Annotated in this window: 7 protein-coding genes, 1 rRNA gene, 4 pseudogenes and 4 other annotated features; of the genes and pseudogenes, 7 read left to right on the forward strand and 5 right to left on the reverse strand. The window is 70.4% G+C overall.

The genetic code is table 11. The annotated features are described in order from the left end of the window. Positions 1–21: 21 nt before the first annotated feature. The gene (locus tag KPF47_RS26945) at positions 22–825 is read left to right on the forward strand and encodes a Stp1/IreP family PP2C-type Ser/Thr phosphatase (RefSeq protein ID WP_224391626.1); all 804 of its coding nucleotides are present in this window, start codon (positions 22–24) and stop codon (positions 823–825) included. A gap of 3 nt (positions 826–828) precedes the next feature. On the opposite strand, the gene KPF47_RS26950 is transcribed toward KPF47_RS26945, so the two are convergent. Then, on the reverse strand, positions 829–1,452 hold the full coding sequence (locus KPF47_RS26950) for a methyltransferase domain-containing protein (RefSeq protein ID WP_224391627.1): 624 nt from the start codon (positions 1,450–1,452) through the stop codon (positions 829–831). 280 nt (positions 1,453–1,732) lie between these two features. Between KPF47_RS26950 and KPF47_RS26955 the strand changes: the two are divergent. Further along, positions 1,733–2,590 (forward strand): annotated as a pseudogene (locus tag KPF47_RS26955) (IS5 family transposase). A gap of 581 nt (positions 2,591–3,171) precedes the next feature. After that, positions 3,172–4,147 (forward strand) — a sequence feature (16S ribosomal RNA rRNA prediction is too short). A gap of 65 nt (positions 4,148–4,212) precedes the next feature. After that, positions 4,213–4,453, forward strand: a sequence feature (16S ribosomal RNA rRNA prediction is too short). Between the two features lie 46 nt (positions 4,454–4,499). Here KPF47_RS26955 and KPF47_RS26960 read toward each other — a convergent pair. The 3 pseudogenes from KPF47_RS26960 to KPF47_RS40475 all read right to left on the reverse strand — a co-directional run. Beyond that, positions 4,500–5,357 (reverse strand): annotated as a pseudogene (locus KPF47_RS26960) (IS5 family transposase). A 93-nt stretch (positions 5,358–5,450) separates the two neighbouring features. Beyond that, positions 5,451–5,671: a sequence feature (23S ribosomal RNA rRNA prediction is too short), on the forward strand. A gap of 33 nt (positions 5,672–5,704) precedes the next feature. Next, positions 5,705–6,573: a sequence feature (23S ribosomal RNA rRNA prediction is too short), on the forward strand. Between the two features lie 155 nt (positions 6,574–6,728). Continuing rightward, positions 6,729–7,820: pseudogene (locus tag KPF47_RS41140) on the reverse strand (IS66 family transposase); the annotation flags it as partial. A 1-nt stretch (position 7,821) separates the two neighbouring features. After that, positions 7,822–8,040, reverse strand: a pseudogene (locus KPF47_RS40475) (DUF6444 domain-containing protein); the annotation flags it as partial. Positions 8,041–8,198: 158 nt separating this feature from the next. Here KPF47_RS40475 and rrf point away from each other — a divergent pair. Further along, a 5S ribosomal RNA gene (gene rrf / locus KPF47_RS26975) occupies positions 8,199–8,439 on the forward strand. 936 nt (positions 8,440–9,375) lie between these two features. On the opposite strand, the gene KPF47_RS26980 is transcribed toward rrf, so the two are convergent. Beyond that, positions 9,376–10,881, reverse strand: a complete 1,506-nt coding sequence (locus KPF47_RS26980; protein WP_374108799.1) for an IS1634 family transposase — start codon at positions 10,879–10,881, stop codon at positions 9,376–9,378. 263 nt (positions 10,882–11,144) lie between these two features. On the opposite strand from KPF47_RS26980, the gene KPF47_RS26985 reads away from it, so the two are divergent. The 4 genes from KPF47_RS26985 (at position 11,145) to KPF47_RS27000 (ending at position 22,375) form a co-directional block, all read left to right on the forward strand. Next, entirely contained in the window at positions 11,145–11,672 is a 528-nt protein-coding gene (locus tag KPF47_RS26985) for a single-stranded DNA-binding protein (RefSeq protein WP_224391628.1), read from the forward strand. Between the two features lie 24 nt (positions 11,673–11,696). Further along, positions 11,697–13,373, forward strand: coding sequence for an energy-dependent translational throttle protein EttA (gene ettA, locus KPF47_RS26990; protein WP_224391629.1), 1,677 nt, complete (start codon positions 11,697–11,699; stop codon positions 13,371–13,373). Positions 13,374–13,474: 101 nt separating this feature from the next. Further along, positions 13,475–17,419 carry a hypothetical protein gene (locus tag KPF47_RS26995; RefSeq protein WP_224391630.1) on the forward strand — a complete coding sequence of 1,315 codons (3,945 nt, stop codon included), beginning with the start codon at positions 13,475–13,477 and terminating at the stop codon, positions 17,417–17,419. 150 nt (positions 17,420–17,569) lie between these two features. Then, positions 17,570–22,375: an NAD-glutamate dehydrogenase gene (locus KPF47_RS27000; protein ID WP_224391631.1), complete on the forward strand. Its 4,806-nt coding sequence runs from the start codon at positions 17,570–17,572 to the stop codon at positions 22,373–22,375. Position 22,376 lies beyond the last annotated feature (1 nt).

Genomic DNA, 22,376 nt, shown 5'->3' on the forward strand with positions numbered 1-22,376 from the left:
CGTGACGTCCATACTGTCCCCATGGTGCTGGGACTGCGATCCGCGCTCGGGTCGGATGTGGGCCGTCGCCGGACGTCGAACCAGGACTCCGGAGCGACGACCGGCCGACTGCTGATCGTGGCCGACGGGATGGGTGGTCACGCCCATGGCGAGGTCGCCAGTGCGACGACGGTGTCGGTGTTCACCGAGCTGGAGGCCCGCCTCCCGCAGGACCTCACCGACATCGACCTCGCCGCCGAGCTCACCGAGGCGCTCAACGACGCCACCGACCGGTTGGCCCGCCGCGCCGCCGACGAGCCGGAGATGCGGGGGATGGGCACGACCGTCGTCTCCCTGCTGCTCGCCGGCGACCAGCTGGTGCTCGCGCACATCGGTGACTCGCGCATCTACCTGCTGCGGGACGGCGAGCTGAGCCGGCTCACCCACGACCACACGATGGTGCAGCAGCTCGTCGACCAGGGGCAGATCACGCTCGAGGAGGCGGCGCACCACCCGCGGCGCTCCGTGCTGATGCGTGCACTGAGCACCGACCACGCGCCGGACCCGGACCTCGACCGCGTCGACATCCTCGCCGGGGACCGCTACCTGCTCTGCTCGGACGGCGTCACCGCGGTACTCGACGACGAGGCGCTGCACCGCGAGCTGGCCTCCGGCGCCGAGCCGGACGAGGTGGTCACCCAGCTGATCGCGCTCGCCAACGACGGTGGGGGGCCCGACAACATCACCGCCATCGTCGCCGACGTCGTGGAGACCGAGGACGCCCACGGCCCGGCCCAGGATCTCCGGATCGCGGGGGCCGTCGCCGAGATCGCCACCGCGGACTGACCGTCAACGGCGGGCCACGACCCGGCGCAGCCGCACCGTCCGGACCGCCCGACGGTGCGCCGCGAGGTCCGCGCGGGCCCGCTCCGGCAGATCGGGCGGGTAGACGCCGGCCGCGCACAGGTCCTCCACCCCGTCCGTCGGTGCCGATCCGTCGAGGGTGAAGTCGAGACGGTCGTCGGCGAGGACGGCGAAGTCCGCGGCTGCCGCGAGCCACTCGGGATGTTCGACGGCCGACCGGTGCCGCCACGCGTCGCGAACCGCCGTCCGCAGTGCTCCGCCCCGCCAGCCGAACGACCGCGGAGCCGGTACCAGGACCGAGATCAGCCCGTGCGGGGCGAGGACGCGCCGGAGTTCGGCGAACAGACCGTCGATGTCCCGTAGGTGGGGGAGCAGCATCGGGACGGCGACCCGGTCCACCGACCGGGCCCGCAGGGGAAGTGCCCCCGGCGACGCCGCGACGCACAGGGGGCCGGCGGATCCCGCCTCCACCACGACCCGGCCGGCGACGACGGTCGCGCGGACCCGGCCCGTCGCACCGGGGGTACGGCACCAGGCCGCCGCGGTGAGCTCCGCACCGGCCCGCAGCCGGTGCAGGACGGGTGGGAGGACGTCTCCGTCGGGGTGCACGCGCCGAGTCTCGCGTGCCGACAGCCGACCTCCACGTGCACCACGACGAACGGCCCCCCGCGGACGACGATCGTGACCACCCACCCGGACCGGTCTGCCGTGGCGACCGCGATCCCCGCGTCGACCGCTCGTCGGTCCGTGGACCCGCGACGGACGGTCGAAAAAAATCTTGAGATAGAGCGTCCGGCAGTAGAGGTGGCCGTGTGTCGGTGTTGGTAGAGACACGGACCTGCAAGTGATCATGGGATTGCTGATGTCCTGATGGTCGCCTGGAGGGTCCGTGCCTCTATTGCCAGAATCGCTGATCGACCCCCTCTGGGTCGAGTTCGCTGCCCTGATCGAGGCAGAGCGGCGCCCGGAGTTCGACCCGGCCCATCCGTGGGGATGTCACCGCCGCCGTATCCCCGACCGCCTGGTGTTCGAGCACGTGCTCGCGGCGTTGGTGCACGGCAGCGGCTACGAACGCATTGCCACCCCCGGCTGCTCGGACCGCACGATCCGCCGCCGTCTCGCCCAGTGGGCCGCCGCTGGCGTCGGGGAGCAGGTCCTTCGGGCCGCGCTGGCCGGCTATGACTAGATGATCGGTCTCGACCTCGACGATCTGTCTGCCGACGGAGCGATCACCAAGGCTCCCTGCGGTGGCGAGGTCGCCGGCTGTAACCCGGTCGACCGGGGCAAACAGGGCACCAAACGCTCCGTGGTCTGCGACGGTGCGGGGATCCCGCTGCACCTGATCAGCGCCCGCGCCAATGACCACGACTCGCCGTTGCTGAAACCGACCCTGATCGGGATCTACGACATGATCGGGCCGCTGCCCGAGCGACCGTGCCTGCACCTGGACCGGGGCTATGACTCAGGCAAGACCCGCGATCTGCTCGAACGACTCGGGTTCGACGCACAGATCGCCACCAAGGGCCGGCCCGCCCCGATCCAGGTCGGTAAGCGGTGGCCGGTCGAGCGCACCCATTCCTGGATGAACGGCTACGGCAAGCTGCGCCGGTTCACCGATCGCCGGAAGATCATCGTCGAGTTCTACCTCAACCTCGCCGCCGCGCTCACCGTGATCCGCCGGCTGATCAACCGTGCCCGCAGCCGCTACCGCTGGACAACCCGACCCACGACCCGTCGACTCCGATAACCATCAATCGCCGGACGCTCATAGGTGGGCGAGCAGGCGGGCGCAGGACGAACGACGGATGGACCCCCCGGTTCCGAGCCCCGATCCGGGCTTCCCCTTGCGCGATCGTCGCTGGTCAACCAGTATTCGTGGTGAGCTCGTCAGGGCGACCGTTCGTCGCTCGACAGGGTCGGGTTCGACCGTGGTCCTGCGCGGCCTCGAGACAGGTTTCCGCAGGTCAGTGCGTGTTTTCGACCCCGGTTTGACGAGCCCGAATGCCATGCCGTAACTTTCTTCCTGTCAGCGAGTGAGCCGGACAGAACGGGTCCCGGAGGGGTTCGGTCAACAGGCCCCGCTGGCGATGACCCCCGGTGGTTTGCCGAGTTTCTCGGTGTGATTGTCTTGGTGGGTCGAGATGATCCGTCTTCAGGATCCTGCTCCTTGTGTGGGGGTGGGTGAGTGCGGTGCGGGGGTCTTTTGAGAACTCAACAGTGTGTCGAGCTATTTTTATTCGGTTTGGCGTTTTGTGCCAAATTGTGGTTGCAGCATTCGACCCCGTCGGGTGTTGTGGCCAGTTGTTTGTTTGTCAGGGTTTTGTTGGAGAGTTTGATCCTGGCTCAGGACGAACGCTGGCGGCGTGCTTAGAGGTCATTTCAGAACGAGGTCGACGTGTCTGTTGTAGACGACAAGCGGCTATCTGACCTGCCGTTTGATCTGTCGTCGAGGGGTCAATGGAAACTCGACAAGTCGTTCTGAAACGACCTCTTAACACATGCAAGTCGAGCGGTAAGGCCCTTTCGGGGGTACACGAGCGGCGAACGGGTGAGTAACACGTGGGTGACCTGCCCTCCACTCTGGGATAAGCCCGGGAAACTGGGTCTAATACCGGATAGGACCATTGATCGCATGGTTGGTGGTGGAAAGTTTTTTCGGTGGGGGATGGGCCTGCGGCCTATCAGCTTGTTGGTGGGGTGATGGCCTACCAAGGCGGTGACGGGTAGCCGGCCTGAGAGGGCGACCGGCCACACTGGGACTGAGACACGGCCCAGACTCCTACGGGAGGCAGCAGTGGGGAATATTGCGCAATGGGCGGAAGCCTGACGCAGCGACGCCGCGTGGGGGATGACGGCCTTCGGGTTGTAAACCTCTTTCGCCAGGGACGAAGAGCAATTGACGGTACCTGGAGAAGAAGCACCGGCCAACTACGTGCCAGCAGCCGCGGTAACACGTAGGGTGCGAGCGTTGTCCGGAATTATTGGGCGTAAAGAGCTCGTAGGCGGTGTGTCGCGTCGGCCGTGAAAACTTGGGGCTTAACTCTGAGCGTGCGGTCGATACGGGCATCACTTGAGTTCGGCAGAGGAGACTGGAATTCCTGGTGTAGCGGTGAAATGCGCAGATATCAGGAGGAACACCGGTGGCGAAGGCGGGTCTCTGGGCCGATACTGACGCTGAGGAGCGAAAGCGTGGGGAGCGAACAGGATTAGATACCCTGGTAGTCCACGCCGTAAACGTTGGGCGCTAGGTGTGGGGACCATTCCACGGTTTCTGTGCCGCAGCTAACGCATTAAGCGCCCCGCCTGGGGAGTACGGCCGCAAGGCTAAAACTCAAAGGAATTGACGGGGGCCCGCACAAGCGGCGGAGCATGTGGATTAATTCGATGCAACGCGAAGAACCTTACCTGGGTTTGACGTGCACCAGACATCCCTAGAGATAGGGCTTCCCTTGTGGTTGGTGTGCAGGTGGTGCATGGCTGTCGTCAGCTCGTGTCGTGAGATGTTGGGTTAAGAGGTCGTTTCAGAACGACTTGTCGAGTTTCCATTGACCCCTCGACGACAGATCAAACGGCAGGTCAGATAGCCGCTTGTCGTCTACAACAGACACGTCGACCTCGTTCTGAAATGACCTCTTAGAGCGTCCGGCGATTGATGGTTATCGGAGTCGACGGGTCGTGGGTCGGGTTGTCCAGCGGTAGCGGCTGCGGGCATGGTTGATCAGCCGGCGGATCACGGTGAGCGCGGCGGCGAGGTTGAGGTAGAACTCGACGATGATCTTCCGGCGATCGGTGAACCGGCGCAGCTTGCCGTAGCCGTTCATCCAGGAATGGGTGCGCTCGACCGGCCACCGCTTACCGACCTGGATCGGGGCGGGCCGGCCCTTGGTGGCGATCTGTGCGTCGAACCCGAGTCGTTCGAGCAGATCGCGGGTCTTGCCTGAGTCATAGCCCCGGTCCAGGTGCAGGCACGGTCGCTCGGGCAGCGGCCCGATCATGTCGTAGATCCCGATCAGGGTCGGTTTCAGCAACGGCGAGTCGTGGTCATTGGCGCGGGCGCTGATCAGGTGCAGCGGGATCCCCGCACCGTCGCAGACCACGGAGCGTTTGGTGCCCTGTTTGCCCCGGTCGACCGGGTTACAGCCGGCGACCTCGCCACCGCAGGGAGCCTTGGTGATCGCTCCGTCGGCAGACAGATCGTCGAGGTCGAGACCGATCATCTAGTCATAGCCGGCCAGCGCGGCCCGAAGGACCTGCTCCCCGACGCCGGCGGCGGCCCACTGGGCGAGACGGCGGCGGATCGTGCGGTCCGAGCAGCCGGGGGTGGCAATGCGTTCGTAGCCGCTGCCGTGCACCAACGCCGCGAGCACGTGCTCGAACACCAGGCGGTCGGGGATACGGCGGCGGTGACATCCCCACGGATGGGCCGGGTCGAACTCCGGGCGCCGCTCTGCCTCGATCAGGGCAGCGAACTCGACCCAGAGGGGGTCGATCAGCGATTCTGGCAATAGAGGCACGGACCCTCCAGGCGACCATCAGGACATCAGCAATCCCATGATCACTTGCAGGTCCGTGTCTCTACCAACACCGACACACGGCCACCTCTACTGCCGGACGCTCTAAAAACACAGGTCCGTGCGAAGTCGCAAGACGATGTATACGGACTGACGCCTGCCCGGTGCTGGAACGTTAAGAGGACCTGTTAGCTCCTTCGGGGGCGAAGCGGAGAATTTAAGCGCCAGTAAACGGCGGTGGTAACTATAACCATCCTAAGGTAGCGAAATTCCTTGTCGGGTAAGTTCCGACCTGCACGAATGGCGTAACGACTTGGGCGCTGTCTCGACCACAGACTCGGCGAAATTGCACTACGAGTAAAGATGCTCGTTACGCGCGGCAGGACGGAAAGACCCCGGGACCTTTACTATAGCTTGGTATTGATGCTCGGTTCGGCTTGTGTAGGATAGGTGGGAGACTGTGAAATCATCACGCCAGTGGTGGTGGAGTCGTTGTTAAAATACCACTCTGGTCGAATTGGGTGTCTTAACCTCGGGCCATGATCTGGTTCAGGGACAGTGCCTGGTGGGTAGTTTAACTGGGGCGGTTGCCTCCCAAAGAGTAACGGAGGTGCCCAAAGGTTCCCTCAGCCTGGTTGGCAATCAGGTGTTGAGTGTAAGTGCACAAGGGAGCTTGACTGTGAGACTGACGGGTCGAGCAGGGACGAAAGTCGGGACTAGTGATCCGGCACCACCTTGTGGAAGGGGTGTCGCTCAACGGATAAAAGGTACCCCGGGATAACAGGCTGATCTTGCCCAAGAGTCCATATCGACGGCATGGTTTGGCACCTCGATGTCGGCTCGTCGCATCCTGGGGCTGGAGTAGGTCCCAAGGGTTGGGCTGTTCGCCCATTAAAGCGGTACGCGAGCTGGGTTTAGAACGTCGTGAGACAGTTCGGTCCCTATCCGCCGCGCGCGTTGGAGACTTGAGGAAGGCTGTCCCTAGTACGAGAGGACCGGGACGGACGAACCTCTGGTGTGCCAGTTGTCCCGCCAGGGGCACGGCTGGTTGGCTATGTTCGGGAGGGATAACCGCTGAAGGCATCTAAGCGGGAAGCCTGTTCCAAGATGAGGTCTCCCACCACCTTTGAGTGGGTAAGGCCCCCAGGAGATGACTGGGTTGATAGGCCGGAGATGGAAGCCTTGTGAGGGGTGGAGTTGACCGGTACTAATAGGCCGAGGGCTTGCCACAACGAGTTGTTCGCATCCACTGTGTGACCCTGAGCTCACGTAACCATTCAGGTCGGTGCTGCGTGGGGCGGTGGCCAGGGGGTTTCCGGTGATGGCGTCGCGGAGTGCGGTGAGGATGTCGTCGCCGTGTTTGGTGACGGTGGAGATGTAGCCGCGGATCCGTAGCCACGCCTTCGCGGTGGTCTCCGAGCGGTGGCAGCCGCTGATCTTGAGCTGGGTCTTGGTCGGTCGGACGTCGCGTTCGGCCTGGTTGTTGGTGAACGGCACGGCGAGGTCGCGCGCGAACAGCAGCACCTGGTCGTCACGGTCGCGCAGGCGTTCGAGCAGGTTACGGGTCTTGGATTGTCGGCGCCCGGGCACGCGGCGGTGCTCGGCGAGCCCGACCAGCAGCGCGTGGCGCCACGAGTCGAGCAGGGGGTCGACGATCTCGGCTGGGATCGCCGACAGGTGCTGCTCGCGGGCCTGGTGGGCGGCGGTGTTGAGCCCGTGCAGGGCGCGTAGTGCCTGCTCTGGCCAGTCCTGGTCGGGGTGCGTCTCGCCGGCGGCGACCAGCTCGCGGGCCAGGTGCGCCCCGCACAGGGCGTGCCGGGCCTGCGGGTAGGCGTCATAGACCGACAGCGCGTCGTGCACGACGGTTCCGCTGAACGCGGGCAGCACATCGAACTCGGCCACAGCGGCGCGTCCGCGGGAGGGGTGCAGGTGATAGGCGGTCAACTTCTCGGTGCCCGCGACGTGCAGCCACCACCGGGCCCCGTTGATGTTGCTGCTGGTCTCGTCGACGTGGATCACGTGCGCGAGCACGATCAGAGATTTGATCAGCTTCTCGACGTCGACCAGCAGCTCGGCCACGGTGGTCAGCACCGAGCTGATCCAGCCGGTCGACGGGCGCGCCCCGGTCACGTCGGCGATCAACTGAGCGGTGCGGGCGACCGGGACGTGCTGGAACACCAGCAGGTACACCGCCAGCGCACGCAGGTTCGGCCCGTAGACCGCCGCCGCGCCCACCCCGGCCGGAGCGGCCGCGGTCGTCGTCGCGCCACAGCCGCACCGCTTCTGGTGCAGCCGGTGCTCGACCACGACCGGGCGGATGGTCGGGATGTCGTGGACCTGGCGACGCACCATCCCGGCCACGTTCGCACCGGATAGTTCGGTGCCGCAGCCGATGCAGGCATCCGGGACGTGATCGACGACCTCGTCCGGGGCCACTGGTCTGGAACAACGCCGATCCGCCCGCACCGGGCTGTTTGCCGGGCTTGCGGCCGCTGCGCCGCCTGGCCATCCTCGACGGCGAGGCCGTGGGCGCGTCCGCCGAGGGAGGCTGCGAGGAGTTGCCCGAGTTGCGACCCAGTCGGCGCTTGAGCTCGGCGACCTCGCCCCGCAACTCCTCGATCGTGCGGGCCTGCGCCTCGATCAGCGCGAGGAGCTCCTCGCGCGACGGCTGCTGCGACCCGGACACCGCACATGATCAGCACACCGCCGACCTCGGGTCACGCACCGACACACCGGTAGATCATCGAGCCAGGACCTGAATGGTTACGAGCTCACAACCCTGTGCGGGTTGTGTGTTCGTTGGTCCCCCACCCTTTTTTGTGGTGGGGTTTGTTGAATAGTGTTGTCGGTGGTCATTGCGGTAGGGAAACGCCCGGTCCCATTCCGAACCCGGTAGCTAAGAGGTCGTTTCAGAACGACTTGTCGAGTTTCCATTGACCCCTCGACGACAGATCAAACGGCAGGTCAGATAGCCGCTTGTCGTCTACAACAGACACGTCGACCTCGTTCTGAAATGACCTCTAAGCCTTCCTGCGCCGATGGTACTGCACTCGCCAGGGTGTGGGAGAGTAGGTCGTCGCCGACATTCAATGTGGGTGGGAGATGTCCCGGACCTGATGGTCCGGGGCATTTCTCGTTTCTGGTGTTCTGGTGGTGTGGCCGTGTCCGCCCAGCGACGGGTCCGAGCCGAGCCGGACGTCGACTCAGGCCGCGGGCTGTGCGGAGGTCAGCGGCGGTACCGGTCCCGCGGTGATGTCGGTGCCGGACACCGGTGCCGGTCCGGCGGACGTGGCACAGGGGTCGCGCGACCTCGCAGTCTGTGGGATGGCGACGGCCAGGAACGTGTGCGACATCGACCCACTGCGACGACGCCGGATACGGGTGCGCCACCGATGAAGCCCCGATGGCAGAAACACGGTCGCGGCCCTGCCCGGTCGCACCCGGCCGGCGCGGAATGCGCAGATCGGCGTCGACACGACGCCGAGCCGGCATCCACGACAGAACGCCGCCCACGACAGAGCACCGCCCACGACAGAGGACCGCGCATCCCGACGGCTGAGCGCGTCCCGTCCGCAGACGGTCGAGCGTCGCCCTGTCGCAGCCCGTGGCGGGCCGGCCCCCCGCAGACCGACCGCCTACCTGTCCACCGCTCTGAGAGCTGACCATGGTGTCCTCGGCCATCCACGGGACGGAGACGTCGGCGACCACGTCGTGACCGTGGTGCCGTACCTCCCCTGGGCGGCACCACGACGCGACGGACCGGACACGACGTCGCACCGGGGCTGCGGTGTCCTGCCGGCTCCGCCGTCCCGGACGGTGGCGGTGTCCCCACCAGGCAGTACCGGGTGTGACTTCCGCGCCGGCAGGACGCGTGACCGAGTGGCGGCGGTGCCCGCGCCTCGTCGCCGTCGCCGGGGCCGCCGCACGCCGCTGCAGGGCGCCGGGGCAGGTGGCGTGGAGGCAAGCCGCACCGCCCGAAGCCCGCCGACGCCCGCCGACGTCTGACCTGAGTTGCACAGGTTTAGTGCCCCGGCGCGGTGATGGTGGGGAGCCGGTCGAGAATGGCACGCGCGCCGCTGGTGATCTGCGGGGCGGCGGTGATCGGGTGACCGCCGACGTCGACTCGGACGGTTCGTAGTGGGCGCAGGGCTGTGACCAGCTTCTTGATGGTCACGCCTGCCGCGTCCTGGAGGTGTCGGGAGACCGCGAGGGCGGCGAAGACGACGGTGAGGTGGGCTTCGATGGCGTCGCGTTCGCGGTGGAAGATCGGTCGGGCTCGCAGGTCGGACTTGGCCATGCGGAAGCTGGCCTCGACCTGCCACAGGTCGTGGTAGGCGGCCACGACCTTGTGCCCGTCCATGGTGGACTCGGCCAGGTTGGTGACGTAGCCCTTCAACCCGGCGAGCTGGCGGGCGCGTTCGACCAGGCCCCAGTCGACCTCGGTGCCGGTGGAGGCGATGCGGACGAAGCGGTCCTTCTTCAACGGCCGGGTGCCGGCGGCGACCTTCTCCGCGCGGTCGACCATGGCGTTGATCGCCCGGTCATCGTGTTTGTGGCGGGCGAAGCGGTACTGGTAGACGACCCGCCGGCTCCGTTTCGCCTTCCCTGTCCCCATGTCGCGGCGCGACTCCAGGACCTGGCCGTCGTCGAAGGCGTTGCCGTGACGCTCGACGTGCGCGGCCAGATCGTAGGGCGCCTTGCTGATCCTCGACCCCACGATGAAGGAGAACCCGTTGTCCTCCAACGCGTTCAGGTTCGACGCGGACAGCATTCCGGCATCGGCGACGACCACCATGTCCTTCACGTCGTGCCGTTTGCGGAAGTCCTCCAGAACGGGTAGCAGAGTGGTCGTCTCGGCCTTGTTGCCCTCGAAGCAGCGGACCTCGAGCGGGAACCCGGACGGGTCGACGAGCAGCCCGACCTGGATCTGCGGGTCGACCCGGCGTTCCTTGCTCATCCCTACCTTGCGCAGCGTGTCCTCGTGCTCGACCTCGAAATGCAGCGTGGTCACGTCATAGAGCACCAGCGACGCCGCCCCCACCCGCGAGGCCACGGTGCAGGCGGCGGCCAGGACGGCCCGGTAGTCCTTGTCGCTGCAGCGGCGCAGCGCCGCGGTGAAGGTGTTGCGATGCGGCGCGACCACCCCGAGTTCATCGAGGACCCCGACCGCGGCAGAGGTGCTGGTGGGCTCCACGATCCTGGCGAGCACGAGCGCCCGGAACACCTCGTCGGCGAGCTGGTCGAACCCCAACCGGCGGTAGGCATCGCACAGGACGTTCCACAGGACCTCGCTCGCCGACCCGGTCACGACCGCGCCCGCCGCGCCCCCGGTGGCAGGGGCGTCGAGGTCGAGGGCCTGCTGACCTGCATGGATGCGATCCCGCGCTGAGGCGATCAGCACTGCGAGCTCGGCGTCATCATGAGCGGAACCGACGTGGGCGACGATCCGCCGGACCCCGTGGCGCTTCTCCACGATCTGCACCGCCGTCGCCCCGGACGCCGTCTTCACCTTCCGGACGAACACCACCCGAGACTACCGATTAGTGCCCCAGATCCCGACCCCACAGCCCGCTGACCAGCAACGACACCTCACAACCCCCGACTACCTGTGCAACTCAGGTCTGACCGCGGAGCACACCGGGTCGACACGCGTCGGCGCTCATCCGGTTCGGGACGGTCACCCGTCCCCAATGACGACGGTTGTCCACAGACAGCTCGACGGTCCCGTCAGCGGGGCCCGCGCGGGCCAAGCTCGGAGGGACACCACAGCCGAGAGCTCCGGAGGATCCGATGAGCGACAACACCGCCACCATCGTCGGGAACCTGACCCGTACCCCCGTTCTGCGCTACACCGCGAACAACATCCCGGTCACCGACCTGACCGTCGCGGTCAACCACCGCCGGAAGGACCCGGTGACCGACCAGTGGCGCGACATCACGTGCACCTACTACACGGTGACGTGCTGGCGGGCCCTGGCCGAGCACGCGGTGCGGACGTTCGAGAAGGGACACCGTGTGATCGTCATCGGCCGCGTCTACGTCGAGGAGTGGACCGGTCGGGAGGGCGACGTGCGGCAGAGCGTCCGGATCGAACCGTCCAGCGTCGGGCTCGACATCCGTTTCTCCCCGGCGGCCGTGGCTCCGCGGCCGGCTGCCCCGCCGGCCCACGAGAGCGAGGACGCCACCCACCGTTGGGGCGCCCCGCCCACCGGATCCCCGGAGGACGACGGGTACGGCGACGAGGCTCCCGACGAGGCCGAGAGTGCCGAGCTCGACGCACTGTCGCGGTTGACGACCGCACCGGCTTCGAGCGGCTGAGCGGGCCCGATCTACCATCGCATGGTGGCGGATCTGATTTACACGATGCGGAACGTGCGTAAGGCGCACGGCGACAAGGTCATCCTGGAGAACGCGTCGATCAGCTTCCTGCCGGGGGCGAAGATCGGCGTCGTCGGCCCGAACGGCGCCGGGAAGTCGACCGTCCTCAAGATCATGGCAGGGTTGGAGAACGCGAACAACGGCGACGCCTTCCTCAAGCCCGGGGCGACGGTCGGCATCCTCCAGCAGGAGCCCCCGCTGAACGAGGAGAAGACCGTCCTCGGCAACGTCGAGGAGGGCCTCGGCGATGTCAAGGTCAAGCTCGACCGGTACAACGCGATCGCCGAGGAGATGGCGACCAACTACACCGACGAGCTGATGGAGGAGATGGGCCAGCTCCAGGAGGAGCTCGACCACGCCGACGCGTGGGAGATCGACTCCCAGCTGGAGCAGGCGATGGACGCACTGCGGTGCCCGCCCGGCGACGCCGAGGTCAGCCACCTCTCCGGTGGTGAGCGCCGGCGCGTGGCGCTGTGCAAGCTGCTGCTGTCCCAGCCCGACCTGCTCCTGCTCGACGAGCCCACGAACCACCTCGACGCCGAGAGCGTGCTCTGGCTCGAGCAGTTCCTCGCGAACTACCCGGGTGCCGTTCTCGCGGTCACCCACGACCGGTACTTCCTCGACAACGTCGCCGGCTGGATCCTCGAGCTCGACCGGGGACGCACCTTCCCCTACGAGGGCAACTACTCCACCTACCTGGAGAAGAAGGCCGAGCGGCTCGCCGTCCAGGGCAAGAAGGACGCGAAGCTCCAGAAGCGCCTGAAGGAGGAGCTGGCGTGGGTCCGCTCCAACCCGAAGGCCCGCCAGGCGAAGAGCCGTTCGCGGCTCGACCGCTACGAGGAGATGGCGACCGAGGCCGAGCGGCACCGGAAGCTCGACTTCGAGGAGATCCAGATCCCGCCGGGCCCGCGTCTGGGCAGCCAGGTCGTGGAGGTCTCGCATCTCGACAAGGGGTTCGACGGCCGCCAGCTGATCAAGGATCTCTCGTTCACGCTGCCCCGCAACGGCATCGTCGGCGTGATCGGCCCGAACGGTGTCGGTAAGACGACGTTGTTCAAGACGATCGTCGGCCTGGAGCACCCGGACTCCGGGGACGTCAGGATCGGTGACACGGTCAAGCTCTCCTACGTCGACCAGAACCGCGGCGGCATCGACCCGAAGAAGACCGTCTTCGAGGTGGTCTCCGACGGTCTGGACTACATCCAGGTCGGCAACACCGAGATGCCGTCCCGGGCGTACGTCGCCGCCTTCGGCTTCGAGGGCCCGGACCAGCAGAAGCCGGCCGGGGTCCTGTCCGGCGGTGAGCGCAACCGTCTGAACCTGGCGCTCACGCTCAAGCAGGGCGGCAACCTGATCCTGCTCGACGAGCCCACGAACGACCTGGACGTCGAGACCCTCGGCTCGCTGGAGAACGCGCTCGAGCAGTTCCCCGGTTGCGCCGTGGTCATCTCCCACGACCGTTGGTTCCTCGACCGGACCTGCACCCACATCCTGGCGTGGGAGGGCACGGACGAGAACCCGGCGTCGTGGTTCTGGTTCGAGGGCAACTTCGAGGCCTACGAGAAGAACAAGGTCGAGCGGCTGGGCGCGGAGGCGGCGCGACCGCACCGGGTCACCCACCGTAAGCTCACCCGCGACTGATCACCGCCCGGTCCGGACCTCCCTCCGATCGGGCCGGTCCCCGGCAACGGGCGACCGGTCTGTGGGAGGTCCGGACGGTGGTGTCGCTCACGGGAGGCGATGTGACGTTCGACCTGGGAGGTCGGGCCGCGAGCGCGACGACGGCCGAACTGCGCACGGCGGCGGCCCTGCGGTGGCAGCGGCCACTGCTCACCGCGGAGCTGGCCGAACAGTCGTGCGCGCGAGCCGTCGCTGACGGTGACGACCTGCGCTGGGTGCAGGCCGCGGGCTGGCTGCTCGACGGTCACGCCGCCGGGGGGGACGCGCGAGATGTCGCCACCGCCGTCATCGCCGGGATGTCGGGGCAGGTCACCCCGGGAGCCGAGCCGATCCCTGTTCCCGCTCGCACGCCGGGAACCGAGGTGCTCACCCGCCCCGAGGGCGCTCGCCTGCGGGTCGAGCTGGCCGGGGTCGCCCAGGCGGACGGCGAGCTCGACGCGGCCCGGGCGCTGGTCCTCGGACTGCCCGACGACGCCCCGGGGGAGGATCCGGGCCTGCTGCGTCTCGACCGGCTCGCGGTCGAGGTGCGGTGTGCACTCGCCGGCGCCTCCGCCGTGGAGCTCGAGCGTCTGCGGAGCGATGTCGAGGCGTGCGGGGCAGGCTTCGGTGGCGAGCCCGCGGCCTACGCGGACCTCGTCGTCGGCTCGGTGCACAGGGCACGGCGCGAACACGAGGCCGCCGTGGACCGGGCACTGCGTGGCCTGGCCCAGCTCGGCTGGACGCCGGAACGACCCGGGGCCCGACCGTTGTCGGCCCACCTCGCCGTGGCGCTGCTCAGCCAGTGGATCACTGCGCTGCTCGATTCCGGTCGCGTACCCGCGGACGCGGTCGCCGCGGCGGCGGTGCAGCGCGACGCCGGGGACGCCGGTCGCCAGGGTGTGCTGCTCCGCCTGACCCTCGCCCGGGTGCAGGCGGGCCGCGCGGACCACGCCGCCCGCGCCCTGGTCGAGGCGGCCGACGGAGCCGAGCACGCAGGGGTCCCCGCGTTGGTCGCTGCCTGCCGCACCGCCCAGTCCGAGCTGTACGAGGGCTCGGGCCGGTACCGCGAGGCACTCGAGGCGATGCGAGCGGCGATGGACGCCGACCAGGTCGACCGCGATCGCGGGACCCGTTTCCGCGCGGCGGTGGCCACGCTGCTGCCGCTCGCGGCCGTCCGCGTAGCCGGACGGCCGACGCCCTTCCCACGGAGCGGCGGTGCGGCAGCTGCGCGCGAGCCCGATGGGGACGGCACCCCCGGGGCCGGGAACAGACGCACCGCGTCGACCGGGGGCACCCGCTCGCCCGGGGCACGAGCGCACCGGTCCGTCGCGCGCGGAATCGAGGACGGGCGACGTCCCGGCTCCCTGACCGGCAGCGACCGCTCCACCGAGGGCGGCCGGTCGAACAACGGCCCAGCGGGCGACGGCTCAGCGGGCGACGGCTCAGCGGACCACGGCTCAGCGGACGGCGTCGCTTCGGACAGCGGCTCGGCGGACCGCGGTTCGGCGAACGACCTGTTCGGGGTCGGCGGATTCCCGGTGCGCTGGACCCCGCCGGACAGTCTGCTGCACGGCCCCGGCACGAACGGTGCCCCGGCAGGGGGCCCGCCGTCCGACGTCCGCACCACGGACCCGTCCGAGCTCGTGCACCGGAACGGTCACCACCCGGGTGACCCGGGCACCGCGCCGGACCCCACAGGCGTCCCGGGGACCAGCGGCGCACCGGGCGCGACCGGTGGACCCGAGGCCGACGGTTCCGCCGACCGGTCGTCCGACGCCCGGGTGTCCGGGCGGGAACGGGCCGCGGGCATCGATCCGGCCGACCCGCTGGGTGTGTCGGGGCTCGTACCGGGCGGGGAGACTGCAGCGACGACACCCCGGGACCCGTCGTGTACCGGGCCGTCCTGGACACCCGACATCGCCGGCGGCTCACCGCTCGCCGACGCCCTCCTCGCCGAATGGCGCACTCCCGAGCAGCCGCCGCCCGTCGAAGACATCAGCAGTCCTCGCCCCGCCGACGCCACACCGAAAAACGGCGTGCGCCGCGTCGCGGCCCACCGCTCCGGCGACCGTCCCGGTGCGATCCCGACGGCTCGGCCCGGTTCGCCCGGCACCACCGGCGGCGCCCCGGACGGGGTCGCCGGCCCGGATGCCGTCGATGTCCCCGACCGCCCGGCGGCGGCGCCCTCCCCGGCCGAGGAGACCGGGAACGGCCCGGTCGCCGCACCGCTCGCACAGACTCCCCCGACGGGCCCGCCCGGTCCCACCGAGCGGTCGATCGTCGTCGACCTCGTCGACGCGGACCTGGAGGCCGTCACCGGCACCGCGGCCGTCGGCGCCCTGCACGATGTCGCCACCCGGGCCCGCCGGCTGGTGCCGCCGCCCGGGACCACACGTCGCGACCAGGACACGGTGCGGGTGACCCTGCCTCACGTCGACCACGTCACCGTCCTGCTCTGGGCGCGGTCGCTCGCCACGCACCTCGGCGGACGGGTACGCCGCGGTGGGCTGCCGGCGGGGACGTCGTTGCGGATGCAGGCCGTCGGACCGCACGGGGTCGAGGGCGAGGAGATCGTCACCGAGCTAACCGGCCCGGACACGGTGCCGCCCCTGCCCGACACCTCCGCGGAGCAGACCGGGGACGGGCCGGTGCCCCCCGTCGCGGAGCCGGTCGCGGGGCCGGCGCTCGCCACGCCGCTGGACCTGTCCGACGGGCGTGCCGCCCGGGGCGGGCGACGCCGGACGACCGGCGACGCGACGTCGTCGCTGTCGGCCGTCGGCATCACCGTGCGCCCGGGGAGCGGAGGGCGACGGCGGTCCGAGGGCACGCCTCGGAACTCCACCACCCCGGACACCGTCGTACCCGGTCCCGGAGCGCGGGATCCCGGCGCGCACGGCTCCTCGGCCCAGGTCGCCGCCACCCGGGACGCCGCCACCCGGGACACGGTCGTACCCGGCCCCGGCTCGCAGGACCCCGAACCGCACGCCTCCACGCCGCGGGCCGCGGCCGATCGGGACCGCAGCGGGCCCGCCCCGTCCGGCCCCGTCCCACCCGGTCTGGACGCGGTGCAGGCCGGGAACGATCCCGCGCCCGTGGGACACGCTTCGGAACCGGATCCGCTGGACACCCGGTTCGCACTGCCTGCGGAGCCCGACCGGCGTCTCGCCGATGCCGTGCGGGCCCATCTCGACCTGCCCGGGCCCGACGGCGACGCCTCGCGGCAGGACGGTCCGTCCCGCGAGCGGGCCGGGCTCCCGGTGCGGTGGTCCGAGGTCGACGCGGCGGCGGAGGAGTCCGCGCTGCCGCGTCGCCGTGGCCGTGGTGCCGGCCCGTCGTCGGACCACCTCCGGGCGGTGCCCGGCGGGTGGCCCGCCGTCGAGGGGACCGCCCCCGCCCCGGCCGGCGAGGACGTCGGCGCGCCCGGTCGGGCCGAGGGTGACAGCGTGGCCGCGGCGACCTGGACGGTGCGTACGGGGCCCGAGCCGGCCACCGCGCCCGCCCTGTCCGCCCCGGGACCCGACGACGGACCCACGAACGGATCCGGTGCCGCTCACGCCGCGCCGGCCGACGTGACCACCGCCCCGACACGACCGGACGTCACAGCAGGGGCGCCGGCCGAGGCCCGCCCGCCCGCGACCCGACGCGACCCCGCGGACCGGACGGTCCCCTCGCCCGCACCCACCGCGGCGGCCGGACCGGCCGCGGCGGACGTGTCGGCGTCGGGCCCTGCTCCGGAGCCGGGGGCGGACGGCTCGACGCTCGGTGGCCGGGGTTCCGAGCAGCCGGTGCCCGGCACCCCGCCGGTCGGGGACGCGGCGGTCGAGCAGCCGACAGCCGGGGAGGATGCCGCCGGGAGAACGACCGTCGGGAACGCGGCCGCTGCCCAGCCGGGAACGGTGTCGTCCCCGGCGGACGGCGCTCCGGAGGACCCGGACGACCCGCCCCCCTCCGACCCCGCGGGCATCCCCGCGGACATGGGGCTCGCGGACCTCCTCGCCGGTGCCCTCGCGGCGTACCGCGAGATCTGACCGGACGTCGGTGAGGGACAACCCGCGCGTCGTGGGGCGGTGTCCCGGTCGGCCGGTGGCGCCGGAGCAGCGGGATAGGGTGACGGCGTCAACACACGCGCGGGGCCGGAGTGGATCGTGAGCAGCGGGACGACGGGGCAGACCGGGAACATGACGAGCACCGACGGGCCGGGCGGTGATCTCCGACCCGGGAGTGACGCCGTCGCGGACCTCGTCCGTCTGTACGCCCGGCACACCCCCGCCACCGACGCGCCCGCGGGCGCCGAGCCGCCCGGCCCGGCGACCGTCGTCGACACCCACCTCGCACTCGGCGCCCACCGTGAACCCGGTCGCGCCGCCGTCCGGGTGGCCTCCGCCGGCGGCGACGCCGTGACGGTCGACATCGTCACCGACGACATGCCCTACATCGTCGAGTCTACGCTCGCCGGGATCGGCCGCGCGGGTGGGACCACGCGACGCGTCGTCCACCCGATCCTGGTCGTGCACCGTTCCGCCGACGGCACCCTCACCGGCATCGACACCGGCGCCGACCCGACCGACCCGCCCGAGGGGGCCGCGGTCGAGTCGTGGATGCACGTCGACGTCGTGTCCGCGGGCGATCTCGACCCCGACGCGCTGCACGCCGAGCTCGAGCACACCCTCGCCGCGGTCCGGCAGGTCGTCGACGACACCGCCGCGATGACCCTGCGGGCCCGCGCCCTGGCCGACGACCTCTCCGGCGCCGGTGCCGCCACGGCCGCCGACACCGACGAGGGCGACGTGTACCCGGCGGAGGTCGCGGACCTGCTGCGCTGGCTCGTCGACGACCACTTCGTGTTCGTCGGCTACCGCCACTACTCCCGGCGCACCGACGGCGAGGGCGACCGGGACGGCCGCCTGCGGCCCGACACCGACACCGGCCTCGGGGTGCTGCGACCGGACGACGCGGGCGCGAACGTGTTCCTCCCCGAGGAGACCGGCGCCGCCGACCCGGCGGGTCTGCTGCTGTTCACCAGGGCCAGCGAGCGCAGCCGCGTGCTGCGCGCCGTGCACCCGTACTACGTCGGGGTCCGCACCCGTGACGCCGACGGGACCGTCACCGGCGAGCACCGTTTCCTCGGGATGCTGACCGTCCCGGCCCGGCACGAGTCGGTCCTGGACATCCCGGTCGTCGCCCGCCGGATCCGCGGCGCCATCCGGCGCGCGGGCTTCCCCGCCGACTCCTACTCCGGGCAGCAGATGCTCGAGGTGTTCTCCCAGCTGCCCCGCGCGGAGCTGTTCACCTCCTCCGAGGAGCGGCTGCACGACACCGCCGTCGGCGTCCTGGAGGCGGGCGCCCGCCGTGCCGTGCGGCTGTTCGTCCACGCCGACCCGTACCGCCGGTTCCTGTCCTGCCTGGTCTACCTGCCGCGCGACCGGTACACGACCGCGACCCGGCTGAGGATCACCGACATCCTGCGCACCCGGCTCGGCGGCACCGACGTCAGCTACACCGCCCAGGTCGGCGACGTCGAGCTGGCACTGCTGCACCTGACGATCACCACCGACCCCGCCGCCGAGCCGGTCGCGGTGGACCTGGCCGAGCTCCAGGACCACGTCGCCGAGGCCACCCGGACCTGGGACGACCTCCTCGTCGCCGCCCTCGGCGACGCCGGACCCGCCGCCCGCCCGATGCTCGGCGGCGTCCCCGAGTCCTACAAGGCCACGGTCACCCCGCTGCGGGCCGTCGAGGACCTGCGCCGGCTGATGACGCTCGGCGAGAAGGGCGCCGACGCGTTCGACCTGCGCCTGTACCGCAGCATCGACGGCGACATCCGGTTCGCGCTCTACGTCGGCGACGACCCGGTCACCCTCACCGGCGTGCTGCCGCTGCTCCAGCAGCTCGACGTGGAGGTCGTCGACGAGCGGCCCTACGAGTTCCGGCGTCCCGACGGCCGCCGCTGCTGGCTCTACGACTTCGGGCTCCGGCCCCCGCAGCCGGCCGGCGCGCCCGCCGTCCCGACGGTCACCGTCGAGGACGCCGGGCGTCGCTTCGAGGAGGCGTTCGCCGCCGCCTGGCGGGGTGACGCCGAGTCCGACCGGTTCTCCGCGCTCGTCCTGCGGGCCGGCCTGCACTGGCGGGAGGCCGCCGTCCTGCGGGCCTACAGCCGCTACACCCGTCAGCTCGGCGGGCTGTTCACCCTGCAGTACACCGCCGATGTCCTGGTCGGGCACCCGCAGGTCGCGCAGGGGCTGATCACCCTGTTCCGGGCCCGGTTCGACCCGGCCACGACCGACCCCGACGAGCGCGAGGCCGCCCACCGCCGGGCCCCGGAGAACGTCACCACGCTGATCGACCAGGTCTCCGGGCTCGACGCCGACCGCATCCTCCGGGGCCTGCTCTCGGTCATCGAGGCGACGCTGCGGACCAACTGGTTCCGCAACCGCCCGTTCTTCTCCTTCAAGCTGGACCCGTCCGCCGTACCGGACATGCCGCTGCCCCGTCCGCGGTTCGAGATCTTCGTGTACTCGCCCGCGGTCGAGGGCGTGCACCTGCGGTTCGGCCCGGTCGCCCGCGGCGGCCTGCGCTTCTCCGACCGCCAGCAGGACTACCGCACCGAGGTCCTGGGCCTGGTGAAGGCCCAGGCGGTGAAGAACGCCGTCATCGTCCCCGTGGGCGCGAAGGGCGGGTTCGTCGTGCGCCGCCCCGGACCGGCGCCCGAGCACGTCCGCGACTGCTACCGGACCTTCATCTCCGGGCTGCTCGACATCACCGACAACCTCCTGACCCACGCCGACGGCGCGACCGAGACGCTCCCGCCCACCGACGTGGTCCGCCACGACGGCGACGACTCCTACCTCGTCGTCGCCGCGGACAAGGGCACGGCCACGTTCTCCGACCTGGCCAACTCCGTCGCCGAGTCCTACGGCTTCTGGCTGGGCGACGCGTTCGCCTCCGGCGGCTCGGTCGGCTACGACCACAAGGCCATGGGCATCACCGCCCGCGGCGCGTGGGAGTCGGTCAAGCGGCACTTCCGCGAGCTGGGGGTCGACACCCAGCGCGAGGAGTTCACCGTCGTCGGCGTCGGCGACATGTCCGGCGACGTGTTCGGCAACGGGATGCTGTTGTCGGAGCACATCCGGCTCGTCGCCGCATTCGACCACCGGCACGTGTTCGTCGACCCGACCCCGGACGCCGCGACCTCCTACGCCGAGCGTCGCAGGCTCTTCGAGCTGCCCCGCAGCTACTGGGCCGACTACGACACCTCGTTGATCAGCGCCGGGGGCGGGGTGTGGCCGCGCACGGCGAAGTCGGTGCCGGTCGGACCGGAGATCCGCGCCGCGCTGGGTCTGGCCGACACGGTCACCGCGATGTCGCCGCCGGAGCTGATCCACGCGATCCTGCTCGCCCCCGCGGACCTGCTGTGGAACGGCGGGATCGGCACCTACGTCAAGGCGTCCGGCGAGACCGACACCGAGGTCGGGGACAAGGCCAACGACGCCATCCGGGTCGACGGTCGCGCCCTGCGCGTGCGGGTCGTGGGCGAGGGCGGCAACCTCGGGCTCACCCAGCGTGGCCGGATCGAGTTCGCCCGCCACGGCGGACCCGACGGCTCCGGCGGGCGGATCAACACCGACGCCATCGACAACTCCGCGGGCGTCGACTGCTCCGACCACGAGGTCAACATCAAGATCCTGTTGGACCGCCCGGTCACGGACGGTTCCCTGGACCGCGACGCCCGCAACGAGCTGCTCGCGTCGATGACCGACGAGGTGTCCGCGCTCGTGCTCGCCGACAACGTCGCGCAGAACGAGGTGCTCGGCGTCGCGCGCGCACACGCCCCCGGCATGGTCGGCGTGCACGCCCGGATGGTCACCGACCTCGCCGGGCGGGCCGGGCTCGACCGTGCCCTGGAGGTGCTGCCCGACGACGCCGGGTTCGCCCGCCTCGCCGCCGACGGGCTCGGCCTCACCGGCCCCGAGCTGGCGACGCTGCTCGCCCACACCAAGCTCGACCTCACCCACCGGCTGCTGCAGACCGACCTGCCCGACCTGCCCGCGTTCGCCCCGACGTTGCCCGGCTACTTCCCGCACCCGCTGCGGGAACGCTTCGACCACGCCGTGCGCAACCACCCGCTGCGCCGCGAGATCATCGGGACCTCGCTGGTCAACGACATGGTCGACGGCGCAGGGATCAGCTACGCGTTCCGGCTCGGCGAGGAGATCTCCGCCGGCCCCGACGACGTCGTGCGGGCCTGGACCGTCACCACCCGGGTGTTCGAGCTGCCGGCGCTCTGGGAGGCGGTCCGCTCGGCCGGGGTCCCCGTCGCGGTCGCCGACGCGGTCGTCCTCGAGTCGCGGCGGCTGTTGGACCGGGTCTCGCGCTGGTTCCTCACGAACCGGCCGCAGCCCCTCGCCGTGGGCGCCGAGGTCAACCGGTTCGCCGGACCGATCGCGGAGCTGCGGGCGCGCCTGCCCGAGCTGCTCCAGGGGCGCGAGCTCGACGCCGTGCAGGCCCGTGCCGCGGAGCTGCGCGACTGCGGGGTCCCGGCGGAGATGGTGGAGTCGGCCGCGCTGTCGCTCTACGCCTACGGCCTGCTCGACGTCGTCGAGCTCGTCGAGCTCTCCGACCGTGAGGCCGAGCCGCGCCCCGGCACCGAGGTCGCCCGGCTGTACTACGCCCTGTCCGAGCACCTCGGCGTCGACCAGGCGCTGACCGCGGTGTCCCGGCTGGACCGCGGGGACCGGTGGCATGCACTGGCCCGCCTGGCGCTGCGCGACGACCTCTACGGGTCGCTGCGCTCGATCACCCTCGACGCGCTGCGCGAGACCCCGCCCGGCACCGGTGTCGACGACGCGATCGCCGCGTGGGAGCAGGCGAACGCCTCGAAGCTCTCCCGGGCCCGCAGTGCGCTGGAGGAGATCGGGGCGTCGGCGTCGCTGGACCTGGCGACGCTGTCGGTGATCTCCCGTCAGCTGCGCGGACTGGCCCGGTAGG

This window comes from Pseudonocardia sp. ICBG1293 (genome assembly GCF_020131355.1).
Taxonomy (GTDB): Bacteria; Actinomycetota; Actinomycetes; order Mycobacteriales; family Pseudonocardiaceae; genus Pseudonocardia.

What these genes read in the sequence shown, in the direction of transcription:
- KPF47_RS26945 (WP_224391626.1), top strand. Translation starts at nt 22, where the DNA reads ATGGTGCTGGGACTGCGATCCGCGCTCGGGTCGGATGTGGGCCGTCGC.
- KPF47_RS27000 (WP_224391631.1), top strand. Translation starts at nt 17,570, where the DNA reads ATGACGAGCACCGACGGGCCGGGCGGTGATCTCCGACCCGGGAGTGAC.
- KPF47_RS26985 (WP_224391628.1), top strand. Translation starts at nt 11,145, where the DNA reads ATGAGCGACAACACCGCCACCATCGTCGGGAACCTGACCCGTACCCCC.